A 21,066-nucleotide genomic window follows, 5' to 3' on the forward strand; every position below is an offset into this window, starting at 1 on the left:
TAAATTACTAATATCAAATTGGGGCAAATTTATCGACACGCAAAAATAATATATAAAACAATAGAACAGAGAACCAAAAAGCCAGTAACTCAATTAAATGATTACTGGCTTAATATGATATTTTTTTTTAAAATTTAAACGTCTGGCGCTAATTCAATTTCCAAGCCATTTAATGCTTCTGTAATTGGAATTTGACAACTTAATCTGCTATTATCTTTAACATTAAACGCTTCAGACAACATAGCATCTTCTTCGTCTTCCATTGCATTTAACTTATGGTCGGAATTCACGTAACATTGACAAGATGCGCACATTGCCATGCCACCACAAACTCCAATGGTGCCCTCTGGCGCTATCTCATAAGAGCGTAGAACTTCCATTAAATTCATAGCCATGTCAGTTGGCGCTAAAACTTTATGTGTTTCTCCTTCACGGTCTGTAATATGTATAACAACATCTTGCATTAAACTATAGCTTTTACAACAGCTTTTGGAGACTCTTTTCTGGTACCATCAAAACCATTAATACCACTTACAGTTGTATATTTTAATACAAATTTCTTTCCTGGATTTAGTCTTTTATAAGCGGATTGACACATTAATGTTGCTTCATGAAAACCACAAAGTATCAACTTTAATTTCCCTTCATAAATATTTACATCACCAATGGCATAAATACCAGGAATGTTAGTTTGATAATCTAAAGTATCTACTTTAATAGCATTCTTTTCAATCTCAAGTCCCCAATCTCCTATTGGACCTAATTTTGGAGATAACCCAAAAAGTGGAATAAATTCATCCGCTTCTAAAATCTCAGTATTACCCTCCTTAGTTATAGAAACACCTTCTATATGATTATCACCATGTAAAGCTGTAATTTCAGCTGGTGTTATTAAATTAATTTTATTGAGTAACTTTAATTCCTGTACTTTTTCTACTGAATCTAAAGCACCTCTAAATTCATTTCTTCTATGAACTAAAGTCACTTCTGAAGCTACATCTGCCAAGAAAATACTCCAATCTAAAGCAGAATCTCCACCACCTGCAATCACTACTTTTTTATCGCGATACACTTCTGGGTCTTTAATAAAATAAGCGACCCCTTTATCTTCATATTTTTCAATATCTTCTAACTTAGGCTTTCTTGGTTCAAAACTTCCTAAACCGCCAGCTATTGCAATAATTGGTGCATGATGTTGTGTTCCTTTATTAGTAGTAACAATAAAACTACCATCGTCTTGTTTCTCTATAGTTTCTGCACGTTCACCTAAGGTAAAACCAGGTTGAAACTGTTTACCTTGCTCTAATAAATTAGAGGTTAAATCACCTGCTAATATTTCTGGAAATCCAGGAATATCATATATAGGTTTTTTAGGATATAACTCAGAACATTGACCACCAGGTTGTGGTAATGCATCAATTAAATGGCACTTTAATTTTAACAAGCCAGCTTCAAATACTGTAAATAAACCTGTTGGTCCTGCTCCAATGATTAGTATATCTGTTTTAATCATAATTTTTAATTTTTATTTAGAATAGCTTTATGAAAAGTACGTTTCAATAGTACTTAACTATGCGCTTCGCTTTCTTGTATTTTGTTGCGCTAAATCTGCTCTTTCGTATATATTAGAAAGGTCTACACGCTGATTAACGACCTCTCCAATAATAATTATAGCAGGATTAGATAATTGTTTTTCTTCTACAATTGATTCTATATTTGAAATGGTTCCAACACCTACTTTTTCATTAGCTCTAGTTCCATTTTGAATGATTGCTATCGCAGTTTCAGATTTTCCTTCATTTGAAAAAATTTGAACAATTTCTGAAAGCTTACTCATTCCCATTAAAATAACAACTGTTGCTGTAGATTGAGCTGCCAAAGCAATATCGCCTGATATTTTATGAGATTTTGTAGTACCTGTAATCACCCAAAAACTTTCAGATGCATTACGCTTTGTCAAGGGAATACCTATAGAAGCTGGCACAGCAGCTGAAGAAGATACACCAGGTACAAAAGCAACTTCAATTGCATATTCTTTGGCATATTCTAACTCTTCCGCACCACGACCAAATACAAATGGATCACCACCTTTTAAACGAACCACATGTCCGCATTTTAAAGCCCGTTCTACGATTAACTCATTAATTTGGTTTTGATGATAGGCATAACATCCTTTTCGTTTTCCAACAAAGATTAATTCTGCTTTTGGTGATGCATATTCCAACAATTCTACATTTACAAGTGCATCATATAAAATGACATTTGCAGATTTTATTGCTTTAATTGCCTTAACAGTAATTAATTCTACATCTCCTGGTCCTGCGCCTACAATAGTTAATCTTGGTGTCATAATTTTTAATTTTTAATAGCGACCTCTTTTTCTCTAAAAGCTCTTACACTTTTTAAGAATTGTTGCGCTGTATTTATATAATTACTCGCGAAATCTTCCGTTGGTGGACATATTTTTATTTGATAAATAATATCTGAGAATGAAGCACCTAAATCTATTCGTTTAGTGTCTACAAAAAGTTCATCAAATTGTTTAATGATACCTGCTTGCGTGTTAGTCTTTATATCTTCTGAAAGTAAAATAGCTTTTGCCGAATTCACCATAGAGCGATAAGCCTCATAAATAGCTCCAGAATACACCTTATTATTAAAAGCTTCTTGAGCTTCTTCTATTTTTTCATCGCTTTCTAAGAAAAGCGTTGCAATTAAATCTATAACAACACCTGCACATTCTCCAATTCCGATAGCTTTTACATATTGTTCTTCTGTTCCCCAATCAATAAAATCTTCTTGACTAAGGTTTTCAATATTTGATAAATCGGTTAGTAATTGGTAGAAATATTTTTCTCCCTTTTCTTTATAATAGTCAACAAAAAGTTTTCCATTTGCATTGTCTTCAAAATCATTTAAAATTCTTCGTAACGCTTCTGGTCCTCTTCTACTTGGAATTTTAACAACCTTATCTGCAAAATAAGCGTTTCCATCACCTAAGTTTCCACCACCTAATAATACTTGTAAAGCTGGTGCTACCAATTTATCTTTAGTACGGATTGACATGCCTTGAAAACCAATATTTGCCATATTGTGTTGTCCACAAGCATTCATACAACCACTAATTTTAATCACTAAATCCGTGTTTTGTAAATACTGAGGATATTCAGCTTTAATAACGCGTTCTAATTCTTCAGCGATTCCTGTACTGCTTGAAATTCCCAGGTTACAAGTATCTGTACCAGGACAAGCTGTAATATCTACTGCTTTATTATAACCAGCTTCTACAAAACCTAATTTTGCTAATTCTATATAGAAAAACGGAAGTAAATCTTCTTTTACAAAAGGAATTAATATATTCTGACGTAAGCTCAATCTTATTTCACCAGCCGCATTTTCTTCAACTAAATCAGCTAATAAACGTGCTTTATCTGTATAGAAATCACCTAGTAAAACTTTTATTCCGATGGCAACATATCCTTCCTGTTTCTGAGGAATAACATTAGTTGATTTCCATAAGTTATAAGCTTCAACATCTTTAATTTCCACTTTTGGTGCTGATACAGTAACTGGCGTTGAAGCAGTATAATTGGCTTCATCTATAGTAACCGTTTTAAACTCTATAGCATTTTGCTCTTCTTCAACCAATTGTTTAAAAGCCTCTAAACCTATATCTTTTAATAAGAATTTAAGACGTGCTTTGGCTCTACTTTTACGTTCACCATAACGATCAAAAACTCTTAAAACGCCTTCCATTAATGGAATAATTTTATCTGAAGGCAGGAACTCATAAAACAAATCTGCGTGTCTTGGTTGAGAACCTAAGCCACCTGCAAGCATCACTTTAAAGCCTTTTACACCGTCTTTTATTTTTGCAATAAAACCTAAATCGTGCATGTAAGACAAACCAGTATCTTCATCTGTACCCGAAAAAGACACTTTGAATTTCCTACCCATTTCTTGACAAATAGGATTTCTTAAAAAGAACTTAAATAAAGCATCTGCGTATGGAGATACATCAAATGGCTCGTTAATATCTATACCTGCTGTTTCACTTGCAGTGACATTCCTTACTGTATTGCCACAAGCTTCTCTAAGGGTAACATTATCGCGTTCTAATTCTGCCCAAAGTTCTGGAGTTCTATTTAAATCCACATAATGAATTTGAATATCTTGACGTGTAGTAATATGTAAACGACTTCTTGAGTATTCATCTGAAACTTCAGAAATACGTCGCAACTGATGACTCAAAACCTTTCCGTAAGGCAATTTGATTCTGATCATTTGCACGCCTTCTTGACGCTGACCATAAACACCTCTTGCTAATCGAAGACTTCTAAATTTTTCTTCGTCTATTTTACCATTGTGAAAAAGCTCAATCTTATTTGCTAAGTCAAGGATATCCTTTTCTACTACCGGATTTTCTAATTCTGTTCTAAAACTTTGCATTTGTTCTATTTATTGAAAGTGAATACCACACTCTCTATTCAGTAGTGCTTTTATTGGGTCGAAGTAATCAACGTTCTTTTCTAATTGGTTCTCTACTATATAATCATCTAAGTCTTCATCACTCCAAAAGTAAAATGGACTCACTTTTAGAATACCATCTTTACTAAAACTTAAAATATCTTTTTTGTCTCTGTACTCCGTTTGTCTTACTCTAATGTTAGTAAACCAGATATCTGGATTCTGCTCTTTTAAAGCACGCCTAAAAGGTTCTAGCTTTACAGTTTCAGAAAAAATATCATGGTTATCATCCTCTAAACTTGGCAATCCAATAGTTGCATCAATTTCTTCTTTACTAAGTAAGGATTGATATTTTAGAATATTAAGCTTATACTTTTCTATCAAATTATTAGCATGCTCATAAGTACTAGGTTCGTTGTAAAGCGTATCACACCAAACCACTCTAATATCATTTTCTAATTTTGATATTGTACTTAATAATACTGAAGAATATTTTCCAAAACTGGTAGTTACAATCTTATTATTGGACAACTTTAAAGCCCATTTTGCAATTTCAATTGGATTCTTCTCTCTTAACTTCTTATTCCAAACGTCTATATCTATGTCTATCATTTTCCCCATTTTATATTAGTCCAAGCACGTTCATGAAAAAAGTAAAGTACCATTTTAGAGACTAGTTCTATTCCTCCAATAGAAAACGCTAATGCTAAAGTACCAGTGATCACATAGGATATAGTTACAGTAGCTAGTGTACCAACAACACGCCAACTAATTGTTTTTACAATACTTCTTTTTATGTTTTCTTGAGGTACAGAAGACACTTGTGCCTCATTATCTATATTTAAATCTGTCTGTATTACACTTCCCATAATATGCTATTAAATTATAAATACTTTTACCCTATAGATTTAGTAGGGTATTGCAAACATATAAATTTATATTCCTTTAAGAGGTATATATTTCGAAAAAATTAACGTATAAAAATAAGAATCTGCTAATTAGATAAATCAGCTAAGGTGGTATTTCTAAAAATCTCTAAGGTATTATCTCGCACCTTAAGCATTAATTTATTCACTGCACAGACCTTCTCATCTGGGCAGTCTTCACATTTTTCATAAAAATTAAGGCTTACACAAGGCACCATTGCAATAGGTCCTTCTAACAATCGCATTACCGTTGTCATAGGAATATCTTTTGGGTCTTTTAACAAATAGTAACCACCTCCTTTTCCTTTTTTAGAACCTAAAACACCATTTTTTCTTAAGGTTAAAAGGATACTTTCTAAAAATTTTTGAGAAATGTTTTCTGCTTTAGAAATTGTAGAAATTTGAACAGGAGTCCGTTCTTCTTGTCTTGCCAAATGCACCAAGGCTTTTATTCCGTATTTTGTTTTCTTTGAAAGCATAATGTAAATCTAGTTATTTTTTTCAATACTAAGCTCAATCTTGTGACTAGCATTTTTAAATAGCTAACGGTATTAATTTACTCTTTTTTATTGTAATTCTTTTCTTCAAATAATTCAAAAGTGAATTAAATCATAAAAAAAGTGAAATAAATATGGGTTCCATTTAATTTCTCTATTTTTGCACTATCAAAATTTAGAGGAAAAATTTGATCTGATTGCAACCTCTGACGCTGAATACTCAGCTGAAACAAAAAATGCTAAAGCAGTAAGTTTAGTACTTCTCTAGCGACCAAGCAATCTGAAATTTTCCGTAGATTAATTATAACCTAAAACTTAGGAATTATGCCATATTTATTTACTTCAGAAAGTGTTTCTGAAGGACATCCAGACAAAGTAGCAGACCAAATTAGCGATGCTTTAATTGATAATTTTTTAGCTTTTGACCCAGAATCAAAAGTGGCTTGCGAAACATTAGTAACTACAGGACAAGTTGTTTTAGCTGGTGAAGTAAAGTCTAACACCTATCTCGACGTACAGAAAATAGCAAGAGACACCATTAATAAAATTGGCTACACAAAAAGCGAATATATGTTTGATGGCAATTCTTGTGGTGTTTTTTCTGCAATACACGAACAATCTGAAGAGATTAACCGTGGTGTAGATAGAGCTACAAAAGAAGAACAAGGTGCTGGTGACCAAGGAATGATGTTTGGTTACGCAACTAATGAAACTGATAACTACATGCCTTTGGCTTTAGATTTATCACACAGAATTTTAGTTGAACTAGCTGAATTACGTCGCGAGAATAAAGAAATAAAGTATTTAAGACCCGATTCTAAAAGTCAGGTTACTATAGAATATAGTGATGACAATACACCTCAACGTATAGATTCTATTGTTGTTTCTACGCAACATGACGAGTTTGATGCTGATGAAATTATGCTCGCTAAAATCAGAAAAGATATTGTTGAGATATTAATTCCGAGAGTTGTAGCAAAACTTCCAGAGCATATTCAAGCTTTATTTAATGATGACATTAAGTATCATATAAATCCAACTGGGAAATTTGTAATTGGAGGACCGCATGGAGACACTGGTTTAACTGGTCGTAAAATTATTGTAGATACTTACGGTGGAAAAGGTGCACATGGTGGTGGCGCATTTTCTGGTAAAGACCCAAGTAAAGTAGACCGTAGTGCTGCCTATGCAACAAGACATATTGCAAAAAACTTAGTTGCGGCAGGTATCTGTGACGAAATTTTAGTACAAGTATCTTATGCTATTGGTGTTGTAGAACCTATGGCTATTTTTGTTGATACTTATGGAACTTGTCCTTTTAACTTAACAGATGGTGAAATAGCTAAAAAGGTTGAAAAACTATTTGATATGAGACCTGCTTTCATTGAAAAACGTTTAAAACTGCGCCAACCAATGTATAGCGAAACAGCTGCTTATGGTCATATGGGTAGACAACACGAAGTTGTAACTAAAACATTTCAACAACCAAATGGAGAATCTACAACTTTAGATGTAGAATTATTTACTTGGGAAAAATTAGATTATGTTGATAAAGTAAAAGCTGCCTTTGATATTTAAGAGATCTTTTAAAAGTTAAAATTATATAATCGAAAACACCCTAACTATTTAAATAGTTAGGGTGTTTTGTTTTTTACTACTTTTATATAATTACTCTTCTAAACTTATACTTTTAATATTGTCTTTATAAACACGATCTATTAATATATGTCTAGGGTCTATTGCTGCTTTTGCTGGCAAAGAATCTAGCTGCATTGTAATTGACGTACTTTCTTTATTGAACTTTATGCGCTTTTGAGAAAACAACCTTTCTTCATCATCATCCATAAAGAAACCAACATCAATCCAGTCGTTAATATTGGCCTTGGTTTCATTACCAAGACTATCTGATTTAATTTTTGAACTTTCAATTTCTAGAGTAACTTCATATTTACCATTATCCATTTTTTTATAATTAGCCTCTTTTAATCGGTTATCATATAAGGTAATTTCTTTAAACCAATCCGTTATCAAGTATTTAAGTGAGTCTGGCACTTGTGGTTCTAAATGTCTTATAAAATCCAATGAAGTAGGATAAGGTGGCTTTTTATAACGATACTCTTCTAAGAAATTTTTCATGGCTAAATTCACTTTAGCTTCACCAATATAATCTTGTAAAGCGTATAAAATTACACTACCCTTTCCGTAATGAATATACTGCTGATTCTCTACTTTGTATAGTGGCAATTCTTTTTCTCTTTCTCCACTTCGACCTCTTAAATAGCGATCATGATCGTACTTTATAAATTCTCTCATTTTCATCGGATTCCCCGTCATATTCTTCATGGTCATTAATGATGAATATTCAGAAAAACTTTCGCTCATAAGCGTACTTCCTTGCATGTTTGCACCAATAACCTGATGTGCCCACCACTGATGTGCCATTTCATGAGCAATAACAGCATCTACAACATTGTTTTCTGTTTCATCTTCAAGATTAATTATAAATCCTATAGCTTCAGAATAAGGCATTGTACCCGGAAAAGCCTGAGCAAAAGATGCATATCTTGGAAACTCAATAATTCTGCATTGTTTATGAAAATATGGTCCAAAATTTTTGGTATAATATGCTAATGACCTTTCTACTGCATCTAGCATCATATCAACATTTTCAGGATGTTTTTCATCATAATAAACTTCAATATCAATTCCATTCCATTTACGTTTTTTTAATTCGTAATCCGCAGACATAAAAGAGTAGAAATTTAAAGATGGTGTATCTGTTTTGTAATGGTAATAATCTCTTCCATTTTCTTCCCATTTCTTAATTAAAGAGCCAGGAGCAATTGCCGTTTGTTCTTTTACAGTAGATATTATAGTTTCAACATTAATAAAATCAGATTCACCGTTATTTATATAATTACGATTATGCAATTCACTAAGTTCACTAGACAATTCTGGTGTACGTTCTTTATGCTCTAAATCATATTTTTTACGTGTGTTATTATCTGAAATCTCATAATTTTCGTTATAACCCATTGTTGGTAATATATCTCCATTATTAAAGAATGTTCCATTCTTAACAATCATGGTATTCCCTCTACTGTTTTTAAATCCTTTGGTAATAAATTTATTATCTAATTTCATTACTATCGACTGTCCTGGCTGTAGCGGTTTACTCAATTTGTAAATGGTATATAGATAAGTACTGTCTTTGTAAACTGGTTTTGCATTAGGAATATTAAGTTTTGTATCCCAACCTTCTTTATTAAAAAAGTGAAGCGAATCAATTGCTTGGTTAGACTCATTAGTTAACTCAATATCTGCCTTAACATGTATATCCCTTTTATTAGGAAAAATGTCTATATAATATTTAGCATCTGTTACTTTAGGGTGTACGGCTTCTTTATATTTTGAATATTTCTTTTCAAATTCTGCCATAAGTTGCTCTTCTGTATCATTAGATCGATACGGATTTAAAACTTGTGTATTGTAATACACAAAGCCAGCAACACCAAGCCAAATTATAGTAAGGACTGCAATGAAACCTCTATAACTTTTAGGAACTTCCTTTTTGGCTGTTTTTATACGACTTAACAGTGAACTTTTAGAGCCACGATTCCATAATGCTCCTGCAATTAATAAGCCTATAACGGATAACAAAATCCAATAAAGATTAAACCACAAGGTGCTTTTTAAACCTGGTCCAAAACCATTCATATCTGAATAGAATACTGAAGAACCACCTCCAATATCTAACATATTAGAATTAATATCTAAAATACTCAGAATAATCTCCCAAACTAATAATATTAAAACAGAGATAAAGTAGCCGATATATTTATTACTAGATAAAACTTGAATCATTATCATAATACCTCCAAACACAATATACAAGGCAAAGTTCTCATAAAAGAAATCGAGTAAATACACGTCTAATTCAATACGTGTAAATCCATTTAGCAATTGATAGATTACACCTATTAGAATAAAAAATAAATTCAATATTGAAGTCAAACAAACTAAAGACAATGCCTTAGCTGCCATAGAAATAAACGACGTATGTGCTGTTGCATCTATAACTTCATTAATTTTTGAATCTCTATCTCGCCAAATTAATTCACCACTAAAAAAGATAAGAATTATAATAGTAAATATATTGGTGCTACCTTTTATAGAATCAATCAACTTATAAGTTAACGGATAAGATTGCAAGCCCATAAACTCAAATCCTTGACTTAAATCAACTACTAAAATTATAATACAGAAGAGGAATAATATTTTGAAAGTTACACTCTTAACAATGCTTAAAAAGTTAGTATAAAAAAAGCTTTTAAACTGAATCCAATTTGTGGAAGCCTTAAATGTTGGATTCAAGTTTGGTAGCGCAAACACAGTTTCTTTATCGCTATTTTTAACCTTTTGTTTTTTTACTTTTTTATTTTTCGTTTTAAATGAAAAACTAAAATAAGATATCATTAAAATAATTGCTCCAACTGCCGTCCATAGAAGTCTATTCTTAAAAAGCAAACCAGAAAACCCAGGACTAATAGTATTTTTCTCTATTGGTGTAAAATATTTAGTTTCTAAAAAGTAAGTGTTAATTCCAAATATATCTGAAAGTGCAGCTATGGTTTCGTTATCTACGTCAGACATTAGGGAACCAGACACTATATAGGCTACAATAATAACTAAGCCACCAACAAATGAAATAATAGTACTTTTCCACTTATTTGCCATCGCAAAAATCACTGATCCTGCTAAAAACATGTTGGGCAGAATAAATAATAAATAGTTATTAATAAAAGTTTCGAGATAAAAATCACCAAAGCGTTCGGTATCCATCCATCCAAAAATAGAATTCATGTAAGTCCCTAAAAGCACCCCTATAAAAACACCTAACAAGGGTAATGTTGAAACCACTAATGCTCCCAAAAAGCGTCCGAAAAAATAACCTGGTTTGCTTAAAGGTGTTGTAAATAATATTTCATTAAATTCATTATTATGATCTCGTAAAGCTGCATTATTAAAAAAAGCGACAGCCATTAATAGACTAAAAACACAAAATACAGTGACATGAATTGTGATTGTATATGGCGAATTGCGATAAACGTTACCAATTGCGCCACCAACTTGAACATTATCACTAACGGTAGCAAAGAATTCCATCAATGCCAATATGAAGATAAAAATATACACCATCGGTTGCTTAAGCGTATATTTTAATTCTGATAAAAAGAATGTTTTAAACATAATTAAAATGGTTAGATTAGATTAAACAAGAACGTTTGATGTGTTTATTTTTGAAAAGAACACATCTTCTAAATTTGGAGCAACTTGCTCAAAACCATTTTGCGGATGCACTTCGCTAAATACATGTATCAATGGCTGTCCTCCTACCATTTTATTTGAAATCACCTTATAATCATTGGCATAATTTTGTAAATCTTCTCTACTTACAATTTTCCGGAATACTTTATTCTCTAGATCATCAATAGCAGATTGTGGTGAACCATGATAAACAATTTCCCCTAAATTCATTATTGCCATTTTGGTACACAACTCTCTAACATCATCTACAATATGTGTAGAAAGTATGACTATTACCTCTTTACCTACATCTGCTAATAAATTATAAAAACGATTACGCTCTCCTGGATCTAAACCAGCAGTTGGCTCATCTACAATTATAAGTTTTGGGTTTCCTATTAAGGCTTGTGCAATACCTACACGCTGTTTCATTCCTCCAGAAAATCCTTTTACAGATTTGTTACGCTTTTCGTAGAGATTAACTTTATCTAATAAATAATTTACTAATTCTTTGCGCTCCTTAGCATTTGTAATACCCTTTAAAATTGCTAAATGAGTTAATAATTGTTCTGCTGTAATTCGTGGATATACACCAAACTCTTGAGGTAAATAACCTAATACTTTTCGTAATTCGGCCGGATTGTTTAAAATATCAATATCATCTAATGTGGCAGTACCTGAATCAGCCTCTTGCAACGTAGCTAGGGTTCTCATTAAAGATGATTTCCCAGCTCCATTAGGGCCTAAAAGACCAAACATTCCATTTTTTAATTCAAGATTAACGTTATCTAAAGCTTTTACACCATTAGGATATGTTTTAGATAAATTAGTGATTTTTAACGTACTCATAAATGAAGATTTTTTGATTGATTAATTATAAATTAGACGACTTATTCTGAAAAGCGTTACAGAAAATTCCCGTATTCTCCTTTAACAAGGTAGCTATTTATAAATAAAGACGTTAAAAATGGGCAAATAGTTGCCTACCCAATTGAAAAATTGAGATTAGTATTTATAAAAAAGAATTATTTGTTATTTCTTCAAATACGTAATAAAAGAAAATGAATAAGCATGTTTTTCATCAGCATCATGAGTTCTTCTACTAACTTCTTGCCATTTACTATCATCAATTTCCGGAAAAAATGTATCTGCATTTTCAAAGTCTGCGTGAACTCGAGTTATTTCGAGTTTATCAACCAAAGGCATTGCTTGTTTGTAGATTTCTCCGCCTCCAATTACAAAAGGTTGTTTATCAAATCTTGATGCATCAAGAGCATCTTCAAGAGAATTTACAACTATTACGCCTTCTGGTACTTTATAATCTTTTTGTCTGGTAATGACAACGTGTGTTCTGTTTGGTAATGGTTTTGGGAAACTTTCAAATGTTTTACGTCCCATAATAATATGATGACCATTAGTTAAAGCCTTAAAATGTTTCAGATCATCACTTAAATGCCAAATTAACTTATTATCCTTACCTATAGCATTGTTTTCGCCTGCAGCTACAATAATGGTTAACTCAGAAGTCTTTTTTTTTTCTAGTACTTTAGGGTTTTCTTTAACCTCAGTATAAGCTTGCGTTTGTGCTATTTTTGTCTCTTCTTTTAGAAAATTCTCTTTTAACTTATCTATTCTAACTTGTTGTTGGCTCACTAACTTATCTAACTGTTGCTTTTCCCAATTTTTACCCATAAACTTATTAGTAATAAATACACTTATAAAATGGTAAATAAACAAAAACAACCATGCAAGTATGGCATACACAAACCAATCTACACCGGCAATTTTAAAGTTTTCACCAATACCCAAAACCGTGTTAGATAGTATTAAGAAAACTGCACCAATTAAGAAAATAACGAAATGAATATACAATCCCTTCTTTTGCTTAATACGTTTCTGAGCATTTTCTATCAGCTCTAATTGGTCTTTATCTATGGTTGAAACCGTCTTTTTTTTCCCGAACATAATGGTAATTTAATAAGATAAATATACCTAAATTTTAAATAAATCAAGGTGGTAAATTTATGAGTTTCTATTATTAGCACTTTCGCAAACGATTTAGCTGAAAATCAGACACAAAGAAAAAAAATATTATGTTATTGATACACTAAAATATGACTTTAAAAATTACATTCTGTCATAAAAATCATTTACCATATTAAGAAAATGATAATTCTTTCGCCTTTAGACCTTTAATCGATTTTAATTACTCGATTCTTTTATACTTTTGTAGTGTAATTAAATCAATTATTATGGCAATTAAAAAGCAGTATTTAAAAAGTAAACCAGTTTGTAAGGTCACATTTTCTGTACCTGCAGAAGAGGCAAAAAGTGTAGTTGTTGTTGGAAACTTTAACGATTGGAACGCAAAAAAAGCGACTAAATTAAAGAAACTAAAAAACGGTACTTTTAAAGCAACTGTTGATTTAGAAAAAGACAACTCTTACGAATTTAGATACCTTGTTGATGGTAAATCTTACCTTAACGATGACCAAGCAGACTCTTATGCTTGGAATGACTATGCTGGCGCAGAAAACAGTGTAATCAATTTATAAGAAAGCCTCTTAAATAAGACATTAACAAAAGCGTCTCAATTAATTTTGAGATGCTTTTTTGTTTTTTAATCAAAATACACTGTCATTAAGGCACTAAATGGCGTCTTAACTGGTTGTCCATTATTTGTGCCTACAGTTTTGAATTTTGGCATCCGTTTTATAAGTTGAATTACATCTATTGCAACTGCTTTATGATGTGCTTTTACATTAATCTCTTCTGTCCTTCCTTTTTCGTTAATTACAAAATCTACATGAAACTGAGTCTTTTTTGCCGTAGGAAATGCTTTATCTGCTAACTCGTAATTAAAGCTAACCTTTATATAATTTATTATTTTTTCTGTAGTACATTTTTTAGTATCTTCAAAACTTAAATCTTTATCGCAACCTCTGTAAACAGGATATGTTTTATTAAATAACTTAATCTTTTCATTGCTCCTATTTACTACCAATTCCTCTGTGGTTGTTTTAAAATTTAATACTTGTTTTGCAAACATCTTTCCTTGAACACAAAGAAGCAAGCCAGATAGGAAAACTAAACTTATAAAAAATAATTTCATAGAGAAAATTTAAATAGCGACTTTCCCTTTAATATGTGGGTGCGGATTGTAATCTACAAGTGTGAAGTCTTCAAATTTAAAATCGAAAATATCTTTAATTTCAGGATTTAAAATCATTTTTGGCAATGGTCTTATCTCTCGAGATAATTGTAACTCTAATTGGTCTTTGTGATTATTGTAAATATGTGCGTCACCAAAAGTGTGAATAAAATCACCAGCTTCGTAACCACAAACCTGAGCCATCATCATGGTGAATAAGGCATAAGATCCAATATTAAATGGTACGCCTAAAAAGATATCTGCACTACGTTGGTAGAGTTGACAAGATAATTTCCCGTCTGCTACATAAAATTGAAAAAAGGCATGACAAGGCGGCAATGCTGCTTTTCCGTTGGCTACATTCTCAGAGAATGATTTTGATGTATCTGGTAAAACTGAAGGATTCCATGCAGAAACCAACATTCTACGACTGTTTGGATTGTTCTTTAAAGTAGAAATAACCTCCTTAATTTGATCTATCTCTTCGCTAGCCCAATTACGCCATTGATGTCCGTAAACTGGACCTAAATCACCATTTTCATCAGCCCATTCGTTCCAGATTCTTACGCCATTTTCAGTTAGATACTTTGTATTTGTATCCCCTTTTAAAAACCAAAGCAATTCATATATTATAGATTTTAGATGTAACTTTTTAGTCGTTACCATTGGGAAACCTTCGCTTAAATCAAATCGCATTTGGTAACCAAAAACGCTTGTTGTCCCAGTTCCTGTTCTATCTCCTTTTTCGTTCCCTTCTGCTAAAACGTGTTTTACTAAGTCGTGATATTGTTTCATATTACCTCCTGCAAAAGCAGGAGTCCCTTTTAAGTTATACAAAAATTTTGATAAGTTGAAATACTGTAACTAGTTCAGCACCACTCAAAGCGAAATTAAAAAAAAGCACTAACTCGCCTGAATAAATACTTTGTTTAATATTAAAAGTTATTAACGGAATGAGTTGTGATTGGAATTAAAGATGAAAGTATATTTTTAATTACTTTGAGATTCCTTTCTTCAAAGGAATTTGTTACCCAATAATCATTCCTGCAATGGTCGCTGAAACTAATGAAGCTAATGTACCTCCTATTAAAGCTTTCATTCCAAATTTAGATAACTGTTTACGTTGTCCTGGTGCTAATGAACCAATACCTCCAATTTGTATTCCTATTGAAGCAAAATTAGCAAAACCACATAACATGTATGTTGCCATGATTATAGATTTTTCGTAAGTAAGATGTGTAGCACTTGCTGCATTTTTTAAATCAGCTAATTGTATATAGCCTATAAACTCACTAGCTGCTAATTTAATTCCTAATAGCTGCCCCATTAATGCCATATCTTCTGAAGCCACGCCAATTAACCACATTAAAGGTGCAAAAACGTAACCTAAAATAAACTCTAAAGAAAGACCATCTTTATATGGTGTATTTGCAGCAATAACTTCATTTAGTGAAGTAAAATGCCAATTAATATTCCATTCTTCAATAATAATTCCATCAAAACCTGCAACACCTCCCAAAATACCATTTATCATGGCTATAAAAGCAACAAAAACTAAAAGCATGGCGCCTACATTAACCGCTAGTTTTAAACCTTCAGTAGTTCCGTTTGCAATGGCTTCTAAAATGTTAGACCCTATTTTATCTTGAGACACTGCAACATCTGTATTAACCTCTTCTGTCTGCGGAAATAATATTTTAGAAATCACAATAGCTCCTGGTGCAGCCATAACAGACGCAGCTAATAAATGTTTAGCATAAAACAATTGTAATGCTTCATCTTCTCCTCCTAAAAACCCAATATATGCAGCTAAAACAGCACCTGCAACGGTTGCCATTCCTCCTATCATTACCAGAAGAATTTCGGACTTATTCATTTTTTCTAAATAAGCCTTAATCAATAAAGGAGCTTCTGTCTGTCCTAAGAAAATATTACCAGCAACACTTAAACTTTCTGGTCCTGAAATCCCTAATACCTTAGATAATAACCAGCCCATTCCTTTTACTACCTTTTGAATCAATCCTAGGTAAAACAAGACTGATGTTAAAGCGGAGAAAAATATAATTGTAGGTAGTACTTGAAATGCAAAGATGAAACCGAAGGAGTTAATATCTAACATGCCTCCAAATAAGAACTCACTACCTGCTTGTGTAAAGCCTAGAATAGCAATAAATCCTTGACCTACATACTCAAAAACCGATTTTACAAAATCAATTTTCAATACACCTATAGCGATAATAAGTTGAAAGAGTAATCCAATTCCAACGGTTTTCCAATTAATAGCTTTACGATTACTACTGAATAAAAATGCAATAAAAATTAAGCTTACCATACCTAAAGCGCCTCTCCAAAAACTTGTAAATGAAAACCCTTGATTAGGAATTATTTTATCTACATTAGTTTCAGATAGAGCAACTTTATCTTCTTTTTTTGGCACTAAATTGAAACGCATCTCTTTTCCCGAGAAAACTAGAGTTGAATCTGTAAGCTCAGTTATTTTATACTTTTCAATGGAGTTGAGTGAATCGTTATGATAAAGTACCAATAAATTATTTTGATACATATAATCGCCTTGAAGACTATGATTTGAGTCTGAAGAAAAATTAAACTCTCCTTTCTTAAATTCTAAAGTTTTATAAGCGCTTTCAGGAACTGTAGATTCCCATGTTTTTTCAAGTTCTTGTGCCGTAATTGATGAGAGCCCAATAAATATAACAAGAAGTGTCTTGAAAAAATAATTCATAAAGTGTAGAGTTAGTTAGCGTTTAGAAATTTCGTCTCTTATTTTGGCAGCAGTTTCATAATCTTCATTATTAACGGCTTCATCTAAGAGCTTATTAAGTTCTTCGAGAGATGTATTTTTATAACCTTCTTGCTCAACTGAAGCAGCTTCAATTTCTTCCACAATAAGGTCGTCTACAAGAATGCTATCTTGTTCTTCGTCATCCTTTTTAGGATTGACTTTAAGATAGATTCCTGCTTTATCTAAAATATTTTTATAAGTGAATATTGGTGCCTGAAAACGTAAAGCCAAAGCAATCGCATCACTTGTTCTGGCATCAATTATTTCTTCAATTTTATCGCGTTCGCAAATTAAACTTGAATAAAACACACCATCTACCAACTTATGGATGATGACTTGCTTTACAACAATATCGAAACGGTCAGCGAAATTTTTAAATAAATCGTGAGTAAGCGGACGAGGTGGACGAATCTCCTTTTCTAAAGCTATTGCAATGGATTGCGCCTCAAAAGCACCAATGACTATTGGTAGTTTTCTGTCACCATCTACTTCATTAAGTATTAAAGCGTAGGCACCATTTTGGGTTTGACTGTATGAAATGCCTTTGATATTTAAACGAACTAAACTCATAATTTATAAAACACAAAGAACTGTTTAAATTTGGACTTTACCAACTGCATTTACAGATTTAGCTAATTTCTCCTATACTTTCCTTAAAATGTAAGTATTAGATAGAAATCAAAATTTAAACAGTCCTTAATTAATACCTCATCGTCTCTTCACCGAATTGGTATTCAATTTACAAGGTAATAAAATTATGCGTTTGCGGCTTTAAAAGCTTTTAATTTTTCAATTAACTTAGGCACAACTTCAAATGCATCACCTACAACTCCATAATCTGCTGCCTTAAAGAAAGGAGCTTCTGGATCTGTATTAATTACCACTTTTACTTTAGAGGAGTTAATACCTGCTAAATGCTGTATTGCACCAGAAATACCAATGGCTATATATAAGTTTGAAGCTACTGGCTTACCTGTTTGTCCAACATGCTCACTATGTGGTCTCCACCCTAAATCTGACACTGGTTTAGAACAAGCTGTTGCAGCTCCTAAAACATCTGCAAGCTCTTCAATCATTCCCCAATTCTCTGGTCCTTTTAATCCTCTTCCTCCAGAAACTACAATCTCTGCATCAGCGATACTTACTTTGTCTGTAGCTTTGTCAATAGACTCTACATTTACTCCAGAATCTGGCAATGAAGGTGAGAAATCTTCAACTGAAGCACTTCCTCCAGATTCTACCAATCCGAATGAATTATTAGATAAACCAACAATTTTTACATCAGTAGTAATTTCTGTATTTGCAAAAGCTTTGTTTGTAAATGTTGTACGTTTTACTGTAAATGGAGACACACTAGATGGCGCTTCAAAAACATTAGACACATAACCTGCATCTAAACTTACGGCTAATAATGGTGCTAAATATTTACTATCTGCACTAGAACTAACGACCACTACTTTTGCACCTTCGTTATTTGCTGCATTATCAACTATCGCTGCATATTTTTTGGCGTTAAATGCTTTTAAACTATCATCTTTTACCAAAAGCACTTTTGATGCTCCGTAGTTCCCTAAAATTTCTGCATTATCTGCATTAACAGCAACAGCAGTTACTGATGTTCCCATTTGATCGGCAACAGCTTTAGCGTAAGACACAACTTCTAAAGCCGCTTTTTTTAATTTTCCGTTTTCGGATTCTGTATATACTAGAATTGACATAATCTTTTTTAATTTTTAAACTTCAAGTTCTAAACTCCTTTAATCTATACTTTAGAATTTAGATTTTTGAATGTTAGAATTTGGTTTTAAATCACTTTAGCTTCGTTATGAAGTAAGCTCACTAATTCATCTATATTATCTGCATCTACCAATTTAACGGCACCTCTAGGAGCTGGTTTTTCAAAACTCACTACTTTAGTTTCTGCACTTGCATCTGTAGGCTCAACAACCGTTAATGGCTTTTTACGAGCCATCATAATACCTCTCATATTAGGAATACGTAAGTCACTTTCTTCTACCAATCCTTTTTGGCCTCCAATAACTAAAGGTAAACTTGTACTTACAGTTTCTTTACCACCATCGATTTCTCTAATTGCTTTTGCGCTTGTTCCATCAACTTCTAAGCCTATACAATTGGTTACAAAGTTTGCACCAATCATACCTGCTAACATACCAGGAACCATTGCACCATTGTAATCAATAGATTCTCTACCAGCAATTACTAAATCGTATCCACCATCATTAACTACTTTTGCTAATTGTTTTGCAACTGCAAAACCATCTGTAGCTTCAGTATTTACTCTAATTGCAGAGTCTGCACCAATCGCTAACGCTTTTCTTAAAGTAGGTTCTGTTTCTGCACCTCCAACATTAACAACGTCTACGCTTGCGCCTTGCTTTTCTTTAAACCACATGGCACGTGTAAGGCCAAATTCGTCATTAGGGTTGATTACAAATTGTACACCATTAGTGTCAAACTTAGTATCGCCTTCTGTAAAATTAATTTTTGAGGTTGTATCAGGCACATGGCTAATACATACTAATATTTTCATATAAAAATGATTTATTTTAAACGTCTATTTTATTCACGACGAAGATAAATATAAATATTTGAAATTTTACTATGCATGCATAATAAATTTTATGTAATGACAGTTTTATTCGATTAAACTATCAATTTTTCAAAAAATCACACTCTTTTTTATCAATAAACTGACCTTATCTAAAAAAAACAACATACTATTTTGTTATGATTAAATGCGAAATAAACTAAATAGACTATCTTAATCTAAGAATATAAAAAAAAACATTTTTGACTCTACATTTAATGTCATTATATAAGCAATAATTATTATTTTTGCTTTTCGAACAAAAATAAGAACATGAAGACAATTCAATTTAGAGAAGCTATTTGTGAAGCCATGAGCGAAGAAATGCGCAGAGATGAGAGCATTTATCTTATGGGTGAAGAAGTAGCAGAATATAATGGTGCTTATAAAGCATCTAAAGGTATGTTAGATGAGTTTGGAGCAAAACGTGTTATTGATACACCAATTGCTGAACTAGGTTTTGCTGGTATTGCTATTGGTTCTACAATGACAGGCAATCGTCCTATAGTAGAATATATGACATTCAACTTCTCTTTAGTTGGTATTGATCAAATTATAAATAATGCTGCAAAAATCAGACAAATGTCTGGTGGACAATTTAAATGTCCTATTGTATTTAGAGGGCCAACTGGTTCAGCTGGTCAATTAGGTGCAACGCATTCGCAAGCATTTGAAAACTGGTTTGCTAACACACCTGGTTTAAAAGTAATTGTTCCTTCAAATCCTTACGATGCAAAAGGTTTATTAAAAGCTGCCATTAGAGATGACGATCCAGTTATTTTTATGGAAAGTGAGCAGATGTATGGCGACAAAGGTGAAGTACCAGAAGGAGAATATACAGTTCCTATTGGAGTAGCTGATATTAAACGTGAAGGAACAGATGTTACTATTGTTTCTTTCGGTAAGATTATAAAAGAAGCTTACAAAGCTGCTGATGAATTAGCAAAAGAAGGTATTTCTTGTGAAATTATAGATTTACGTACGGTACGTCCATTAGATAGAGAGGCCATATTAAAATCTGTTAAGAAAACAAATAGATTAGTAATTTTAGAAGAAGCATGGCCATTTGGAAATGTATCAACTGAAATTACTTATTTGGTACAATCAGAAGCTTTTGATTATTTAGATGCTCCTGTTGTAAAAATAAATACGGCAGATACACCTGCACCTTATTCTCCTGTGTTATTAGCAGAATGGTTACCTAATAGTGACTCTGTTATTAAAGCAGTTAAAAAAGTGATGTACAAATAAATCGCAGATTTCTGCGTTAAGTAAACTTCATTATCAACCTAAAAGTTAAGTTTAGC

The 21,066-nt window shown here is 32.3% G+C and carries 19 protein-coding genes; 3 read left to right on the forward strand and 16 right to left on the reverse strand.

The window, feature by feature from the left end; all coding sequences use genetic code 11:
• Window positions 1-134 precede the first annotated feature (134 nt).
• The 7 genes from Q0807_RS04265 to Q0807_RS04295 all read right to left on the reverse strand — a co-directional run bounded on the left by Q0807_RS04265 (window position 135) and on the right by Q0807_RS04295 (window position 5,872).
• Window positions 135-464, reverse strand: a complete 330-nt coding sequence (locus tag Q0807_RS04265) for a 2Fe-2S iron-sulfur cluster-binding protein (protein ID WP_299106766.1) — start codon at window positions 462-464, stop codon at window positions 135-137.
• Window positions 464-1,513, reverse strand: a complete 1,050-nt coding sequence (locus Q0807_RS04270) for an NAD(P)/FAD-dependent oxidoreductase (RefSeq protein WP_299106768.1) — start codon at window positions 1,511-1,513, stop codon at window positions 464-466. Before Q0807_RS04270 ends, Q0807_RS04265 begins: the two co-directional genes overlap by 1 nt.
• 57 nt (window positions 1,514-1,570) lie before the next feature.
• The gene (gene cobA, locus Q0807_RS04275; protein ID WP_299106770.1) at window positions 1,571-2,350 is read right to left on the reverse strand and encodes a uroporphyrinogen-III C-methyltransferase; all 780 of its coding nucleotides are present in this window, start codon (window positions 2,348-2,350) and stop codon (window positions 1,571-1,573) included.
• Between the two features lie 5 nt (window positions 2,351-2,355).
• Window positions 2,356-4,449: a HEPN domain-containing protein gene (locus Q0807_RS04280; RefSeq protein ID WP_299106772.1), complete on the reverse strand. Its 2,094-nt coding sequence runs from the start codon at window positions 4,447-4,449 to the stop codon at window positions 2,356-2,358.
• Between the two features lie 9 nt (window positions 4,450-4,458).
• On the reverse strand, window positions 4,459-5,079 hold the full coding sequence (locus Q0807_RS04285; RefSeq protein WP_299106774.1) for a phosphoadenosine phosphosulfate reductase family protein: 621 nt from the start codon (window positions 5,077-5,079) through the stop codon (window positions 4,459-4,461).
• The gene (locus Q0807_RS04290; protein WP_299106776.1) at window positions 5,076-5,336 is read right to left on the reverse strand and encodes a DUF2061 domain-containing protein; all 261 of its coding nucleotides are present in this window, start codon (window positions 5,334-5,336) and stop codon (window positions 5,076-5,078) included. Before Q0807_RS04290 ends, Q0807_RS04285 begins: the two co-directional genes overlap by 4 nt.
• Window positions 5,337-5,461: 125 nt before the next feature.
• Window positions 5,462-5,872, reverse strand: a complete 411-nt coding sequence (locus Q0807_RS04295; protein WP_299106778.1) for an Rrf2 family transcriptional regulator — start codon at window positions 5,870-5,872, stop codon at window positions 5,462-5,464.
• Window positions 5,873-6,214: 342 nt separating this feature from the next.
• Between Q0807_RS04295 and metK the strand changes: the two genes are divergently transcribed.
• A complete protein-coding gene (gene metK, locus Q0807_RS04300) occupies window positions 6,215-7,468 on the forward strand; it encodes a methionine adenosyltransferase (RefSeq protein ID WP_299106780.1) in 1,254 nt (417 codons plus the stop codon).
• 90 nt (window positions 7,469-7,558) lie between these two features.
• Here the strand turns inward: metK and Q0807_RS04305 are convergent, their stop codons facing one another.
• The 3 genes from Q0807_RS04305 to Q0807_RS04315 form a co-directional block, all read right to left on the reverse strand.
• Entirely contained in the window at window positions 7,559-11,140 is a 3,582-nt protein-coding gene (locus Q0807_RS04305) for a M1 family aminopeptidase (RefSeq protein ID WP_299106783.1), read from the reverse strand.
• A 21-nt stretch (window positions 11,141-11,161) separates the two neighbouring features.
• Window positions 11,162-12,046, reverse strand: coding sequence for an ABC transporter ATP-binding protein (locus Q0807_RS04310; RefSeq protein WP_299106786.1), 885 nt, complete (start codon window positions 12,044-12,046; stop codon window positions 11,162-11,164).
• 183 nt (window positions 12,047-12,229) lie between these two features.
• Entirely contained in the window at window positions 12,230-13,162 is a 933-nt protein-coding gene (locus Q0807_RS04315) for a dihydrofolate reductase (protein WP_299106788.1), read from the reverse strand.
• A gap of 287 nt (window positions 13,163-13,449) precedes the next feature.
• Here Q0807_RS04315 and Q0807_RS04320 point away from each other — a divergent pair, with 287 nt between their 5' ends.
• A complete protein-coding gene (locus Q0807_RS04320) occupies window positions 13,450-13,752 on the forward strand; it encodes an isoamylase early set domain-containing protein (RefSeq protein WP_299106790.1) in 303 nt (100 codons plus the stop codon).
• A gap of 65 nt (window positions 13,753-13,817) precedes the next feature.
• On the opposite strand, the gene Q0807_RS04325 is transcribed toward Q0807_RS04320, so the two are convergent.
• The 6 genes from Q0807_RS04325 to Q0807_RS04350 all read right to left on the reverse strand — a co-directional run bounded on the left by Q0807_RS04325 (window position 13,818) and on the right by Q0807_RS04350 (window position 19,702).
• Window positions 13,818-14,309 carry a hypothetical protein gene (locus Q0807_RS04325; protein ID WP_299106793.1) on the reverse strand — a complete coding sequence of 164 codons (492 nt, stop codon included), beginning with the start codon at window positions 14,307-14,309 and terminating at the stop codon, window positions 13,818-13,820.
• 9 nt (window positions 14,310-14,318) lie between these two features.
• The gene (locus Q0807_RS04330; protein ID WP_299106990.1) at window positions 14,319-15,143 is read right to left on the reverse strand and encodes a thymidylate synthase; all 825 of its coding nucleotides are present in this window, start codon (window positions 15,141-15,143) and stop codon (window positions 14,319-14,321) included.
• Window positions 15,144-15,375: 232 nt separating this feature from the next.
• Entirely contained in the window at window positions 15,376-17,091 is a 1,716-nt protein-coding gene (locus tag Q0807_RS04335) for a nucleoside transporter C-terminal domain-containing protein (RefSeq protein WP_299106795.1), read from the reverse strand.
• A gap of 15 nt (window positions 17,092-17,106) precedes the next feature.
• Window positions 17,107-17,721, reverse strand: coding sequence for a bifunctional nuclease family protein (locus Q0807_RS04340; protein ID WP_299106798.1), 615 nt, complete (start codon window positions 17,719-17,721; stop codon window positions 17,107-17,109).
• Window positions 17,722-17,906: 185 nt separating this feature from the next.
• A complete protein-coding gene (locus tag Q0807_RS04345; protein WP_299106800.1) occupies window positions 17,907-18,869 on the reverse strand; it encodes an electron transfer flavoprotein subunit alpha/FixB family protein in 963 nt (320 codons plus the stop codon).
• A gap of 86 nt (window positions 18,870-18,955) precedes the next feature.
• Window positions 18,956-19,702 (reverse strand): electron transfer flavoprotein subunit beta/FixA family protein, encoded by a 747-nt coding sequence (locus Q0807_RS04350; protein ID WP_299106802.1) that lies wholly within the window; start codon window positions 19,700-19,702, stop codon window positions 18,956-18,958.
• A 330-nt stretch (window positions 19,703-20,032) separates the two neighbouring features.
• Between Q0807_RS04350 and Q0807_RS04355 the strand changes: the two genes are divergently transcribed.
• Window positions 20,033-21,010, forward strand: a complete 978-nt coding sequence (locus Q0807_RS04355) for a pyruvate dehydrogenase complex E1 component subunit beta (protein WP_299106804.1) — start codon at window positions 20,033-20,035, stop codon at window positions 21,008-21,010.
• Window positions 21,011-21,066: the final 56 nt, after the last annotated feature.

The sequence above is a fragment of the uncultured Winogradskyella sp. genome (genome assembly GCF_947495255.1).
Classification (GTDB): Bacteria; Bacteroidota; Bacteroidia; order Flavobacteriales; family Flavobacteriaceae; genus Winogradskyella.

Bases quoted from the DNA above. Each gene is read 5' to 3' on its own strand.
- Q0807_RS04265 (WP_299106766.1), bottom strand. From the start codon at position 464: ATGCAAGATGTTGTTATACATATTACAGACCGTGAAGGAGAAACACAT.
- Q0807_RS04270 (WP_299106768.1), bottom strand. From the start codon at position 1,513: ATGATTAAAACAGATATACTAATCATTGGAGCAGGACCAACAGGTTTA.
- cobA (WP_299106770.1), bottom strand. From the start codon at position 2,350: ATGACACCAAGATTAACTATTGTAGGCGCAGGACCAGGAGATGTAGAA.
- Q0807_RS04280 (WP_299106772.1), bottom strand. From the start codon at position 4,449: ATGCAAAGTTTTAGAACAGAATTAGAAAATCCGGTAGTAGAAAAGGAT.
- Q0807_RS04285 (WP_299106774.1), bottom strand. From the start codon at position 5,079: ATGATAGACATAGATATAGACGTTTGGAATAAGAAGTTAAGAGAGAAG.
- Q0807_RS04290 (WP_299106776.1), bottom strand. From the start codon at position 5,336: ATGGGAAGTGTAATACAGACAGATTTAAATATAGATAATGAGGCACAA.
- Q0807_RS04295 (WP_299106778.1), bottom strand. From the start codon at position 5,872: ATGCTTTCAAAGAAAACAAAATACGGAATAAAAGCCTTGGTGCATTTG.
- metK (WP_299106780.1), top strand. From the start codon at position 6,215: ATGCCATATTTATTTACTTCAGAAAGTGTTTCTGAAGGACATCCAGAC.
- Q0807_RS04305 (WP_299106783.1), bottom strand. From the start codon at position 11,140: ATGTTTAAAACATTCTTTTTATCAGAATTAAAATATACGCTTAAGCAA.
- Q0807_RS04310 (WP_299106786.1), bottom strand. From the start codon at position 12,046: ATGAGTACGTTAAAAATCACTAATTTATCTAAAACATATCCTAATGGT.
- Q0807_RS04315 (WP_299106788.1), bottom strand. From the start codon at position 13,162: ATGTTCGGGAAAAAAAAGACGGTTTCAACCATAGATAAAGACCAATTA.
- Q0807_RS04320 (WP_299106790.1), top strand. From the start codon at position 13,450: ATGGCAATTAAAAAGCAGTATTTAAAAAGTAAACCAGTTTGTAAGGTC.
- Q0807_RS04325 (WP_299106793.1), bottom strand. From the start codon at position 14,309: ATGAAATTATTTTTTATAAGTTTAGTTTTCCTATCTGGCTTGCTTCTT.
- Q0807_RS04330 (WP_299106990.1), bottom strand. From the start codon at position 15,143: ATGAAACAATATCACGACTTAGTAAAACACGTTTTAGCAGAAGGGAAC.
- Q0807_RS04335 (WP_299106795.1), bottom strand. From the start codon at position 17,091: ATGAATTATTTTTTCAAGACACTTCTTGTTATATTTATTGGGCTCTCA.
- Q0807_RS04340 (WP_299106798.1), bottom strand. From the start codon at position 17,721: ATGAGTTTAGTTCGTTTAAATATCAAAGGCATTTCATACAGTCAAACC.
- Q0807_RS04345 (WP_299106800.1), bottom strand. From the start codon at position 18,869: ATGTCAATTCTAGTATATACAGAATCCGAAAACGGAAAATTAAAAAAA.
- Q0807_RS04350 (WP_299106802.1), bottom strand. From the start codon at position 19,702: ATGAAAATATTAGTATGTATTAGCCATGTGCCTGATACAACCTCAAAA.
- Q0807_RS04355 (WP_299106804.1), top strand. From the start codon at position 20,033: ATGAAGACAATTCAATTTAGAGAAGCTATTTGTGAAGCCATGAGCGAA.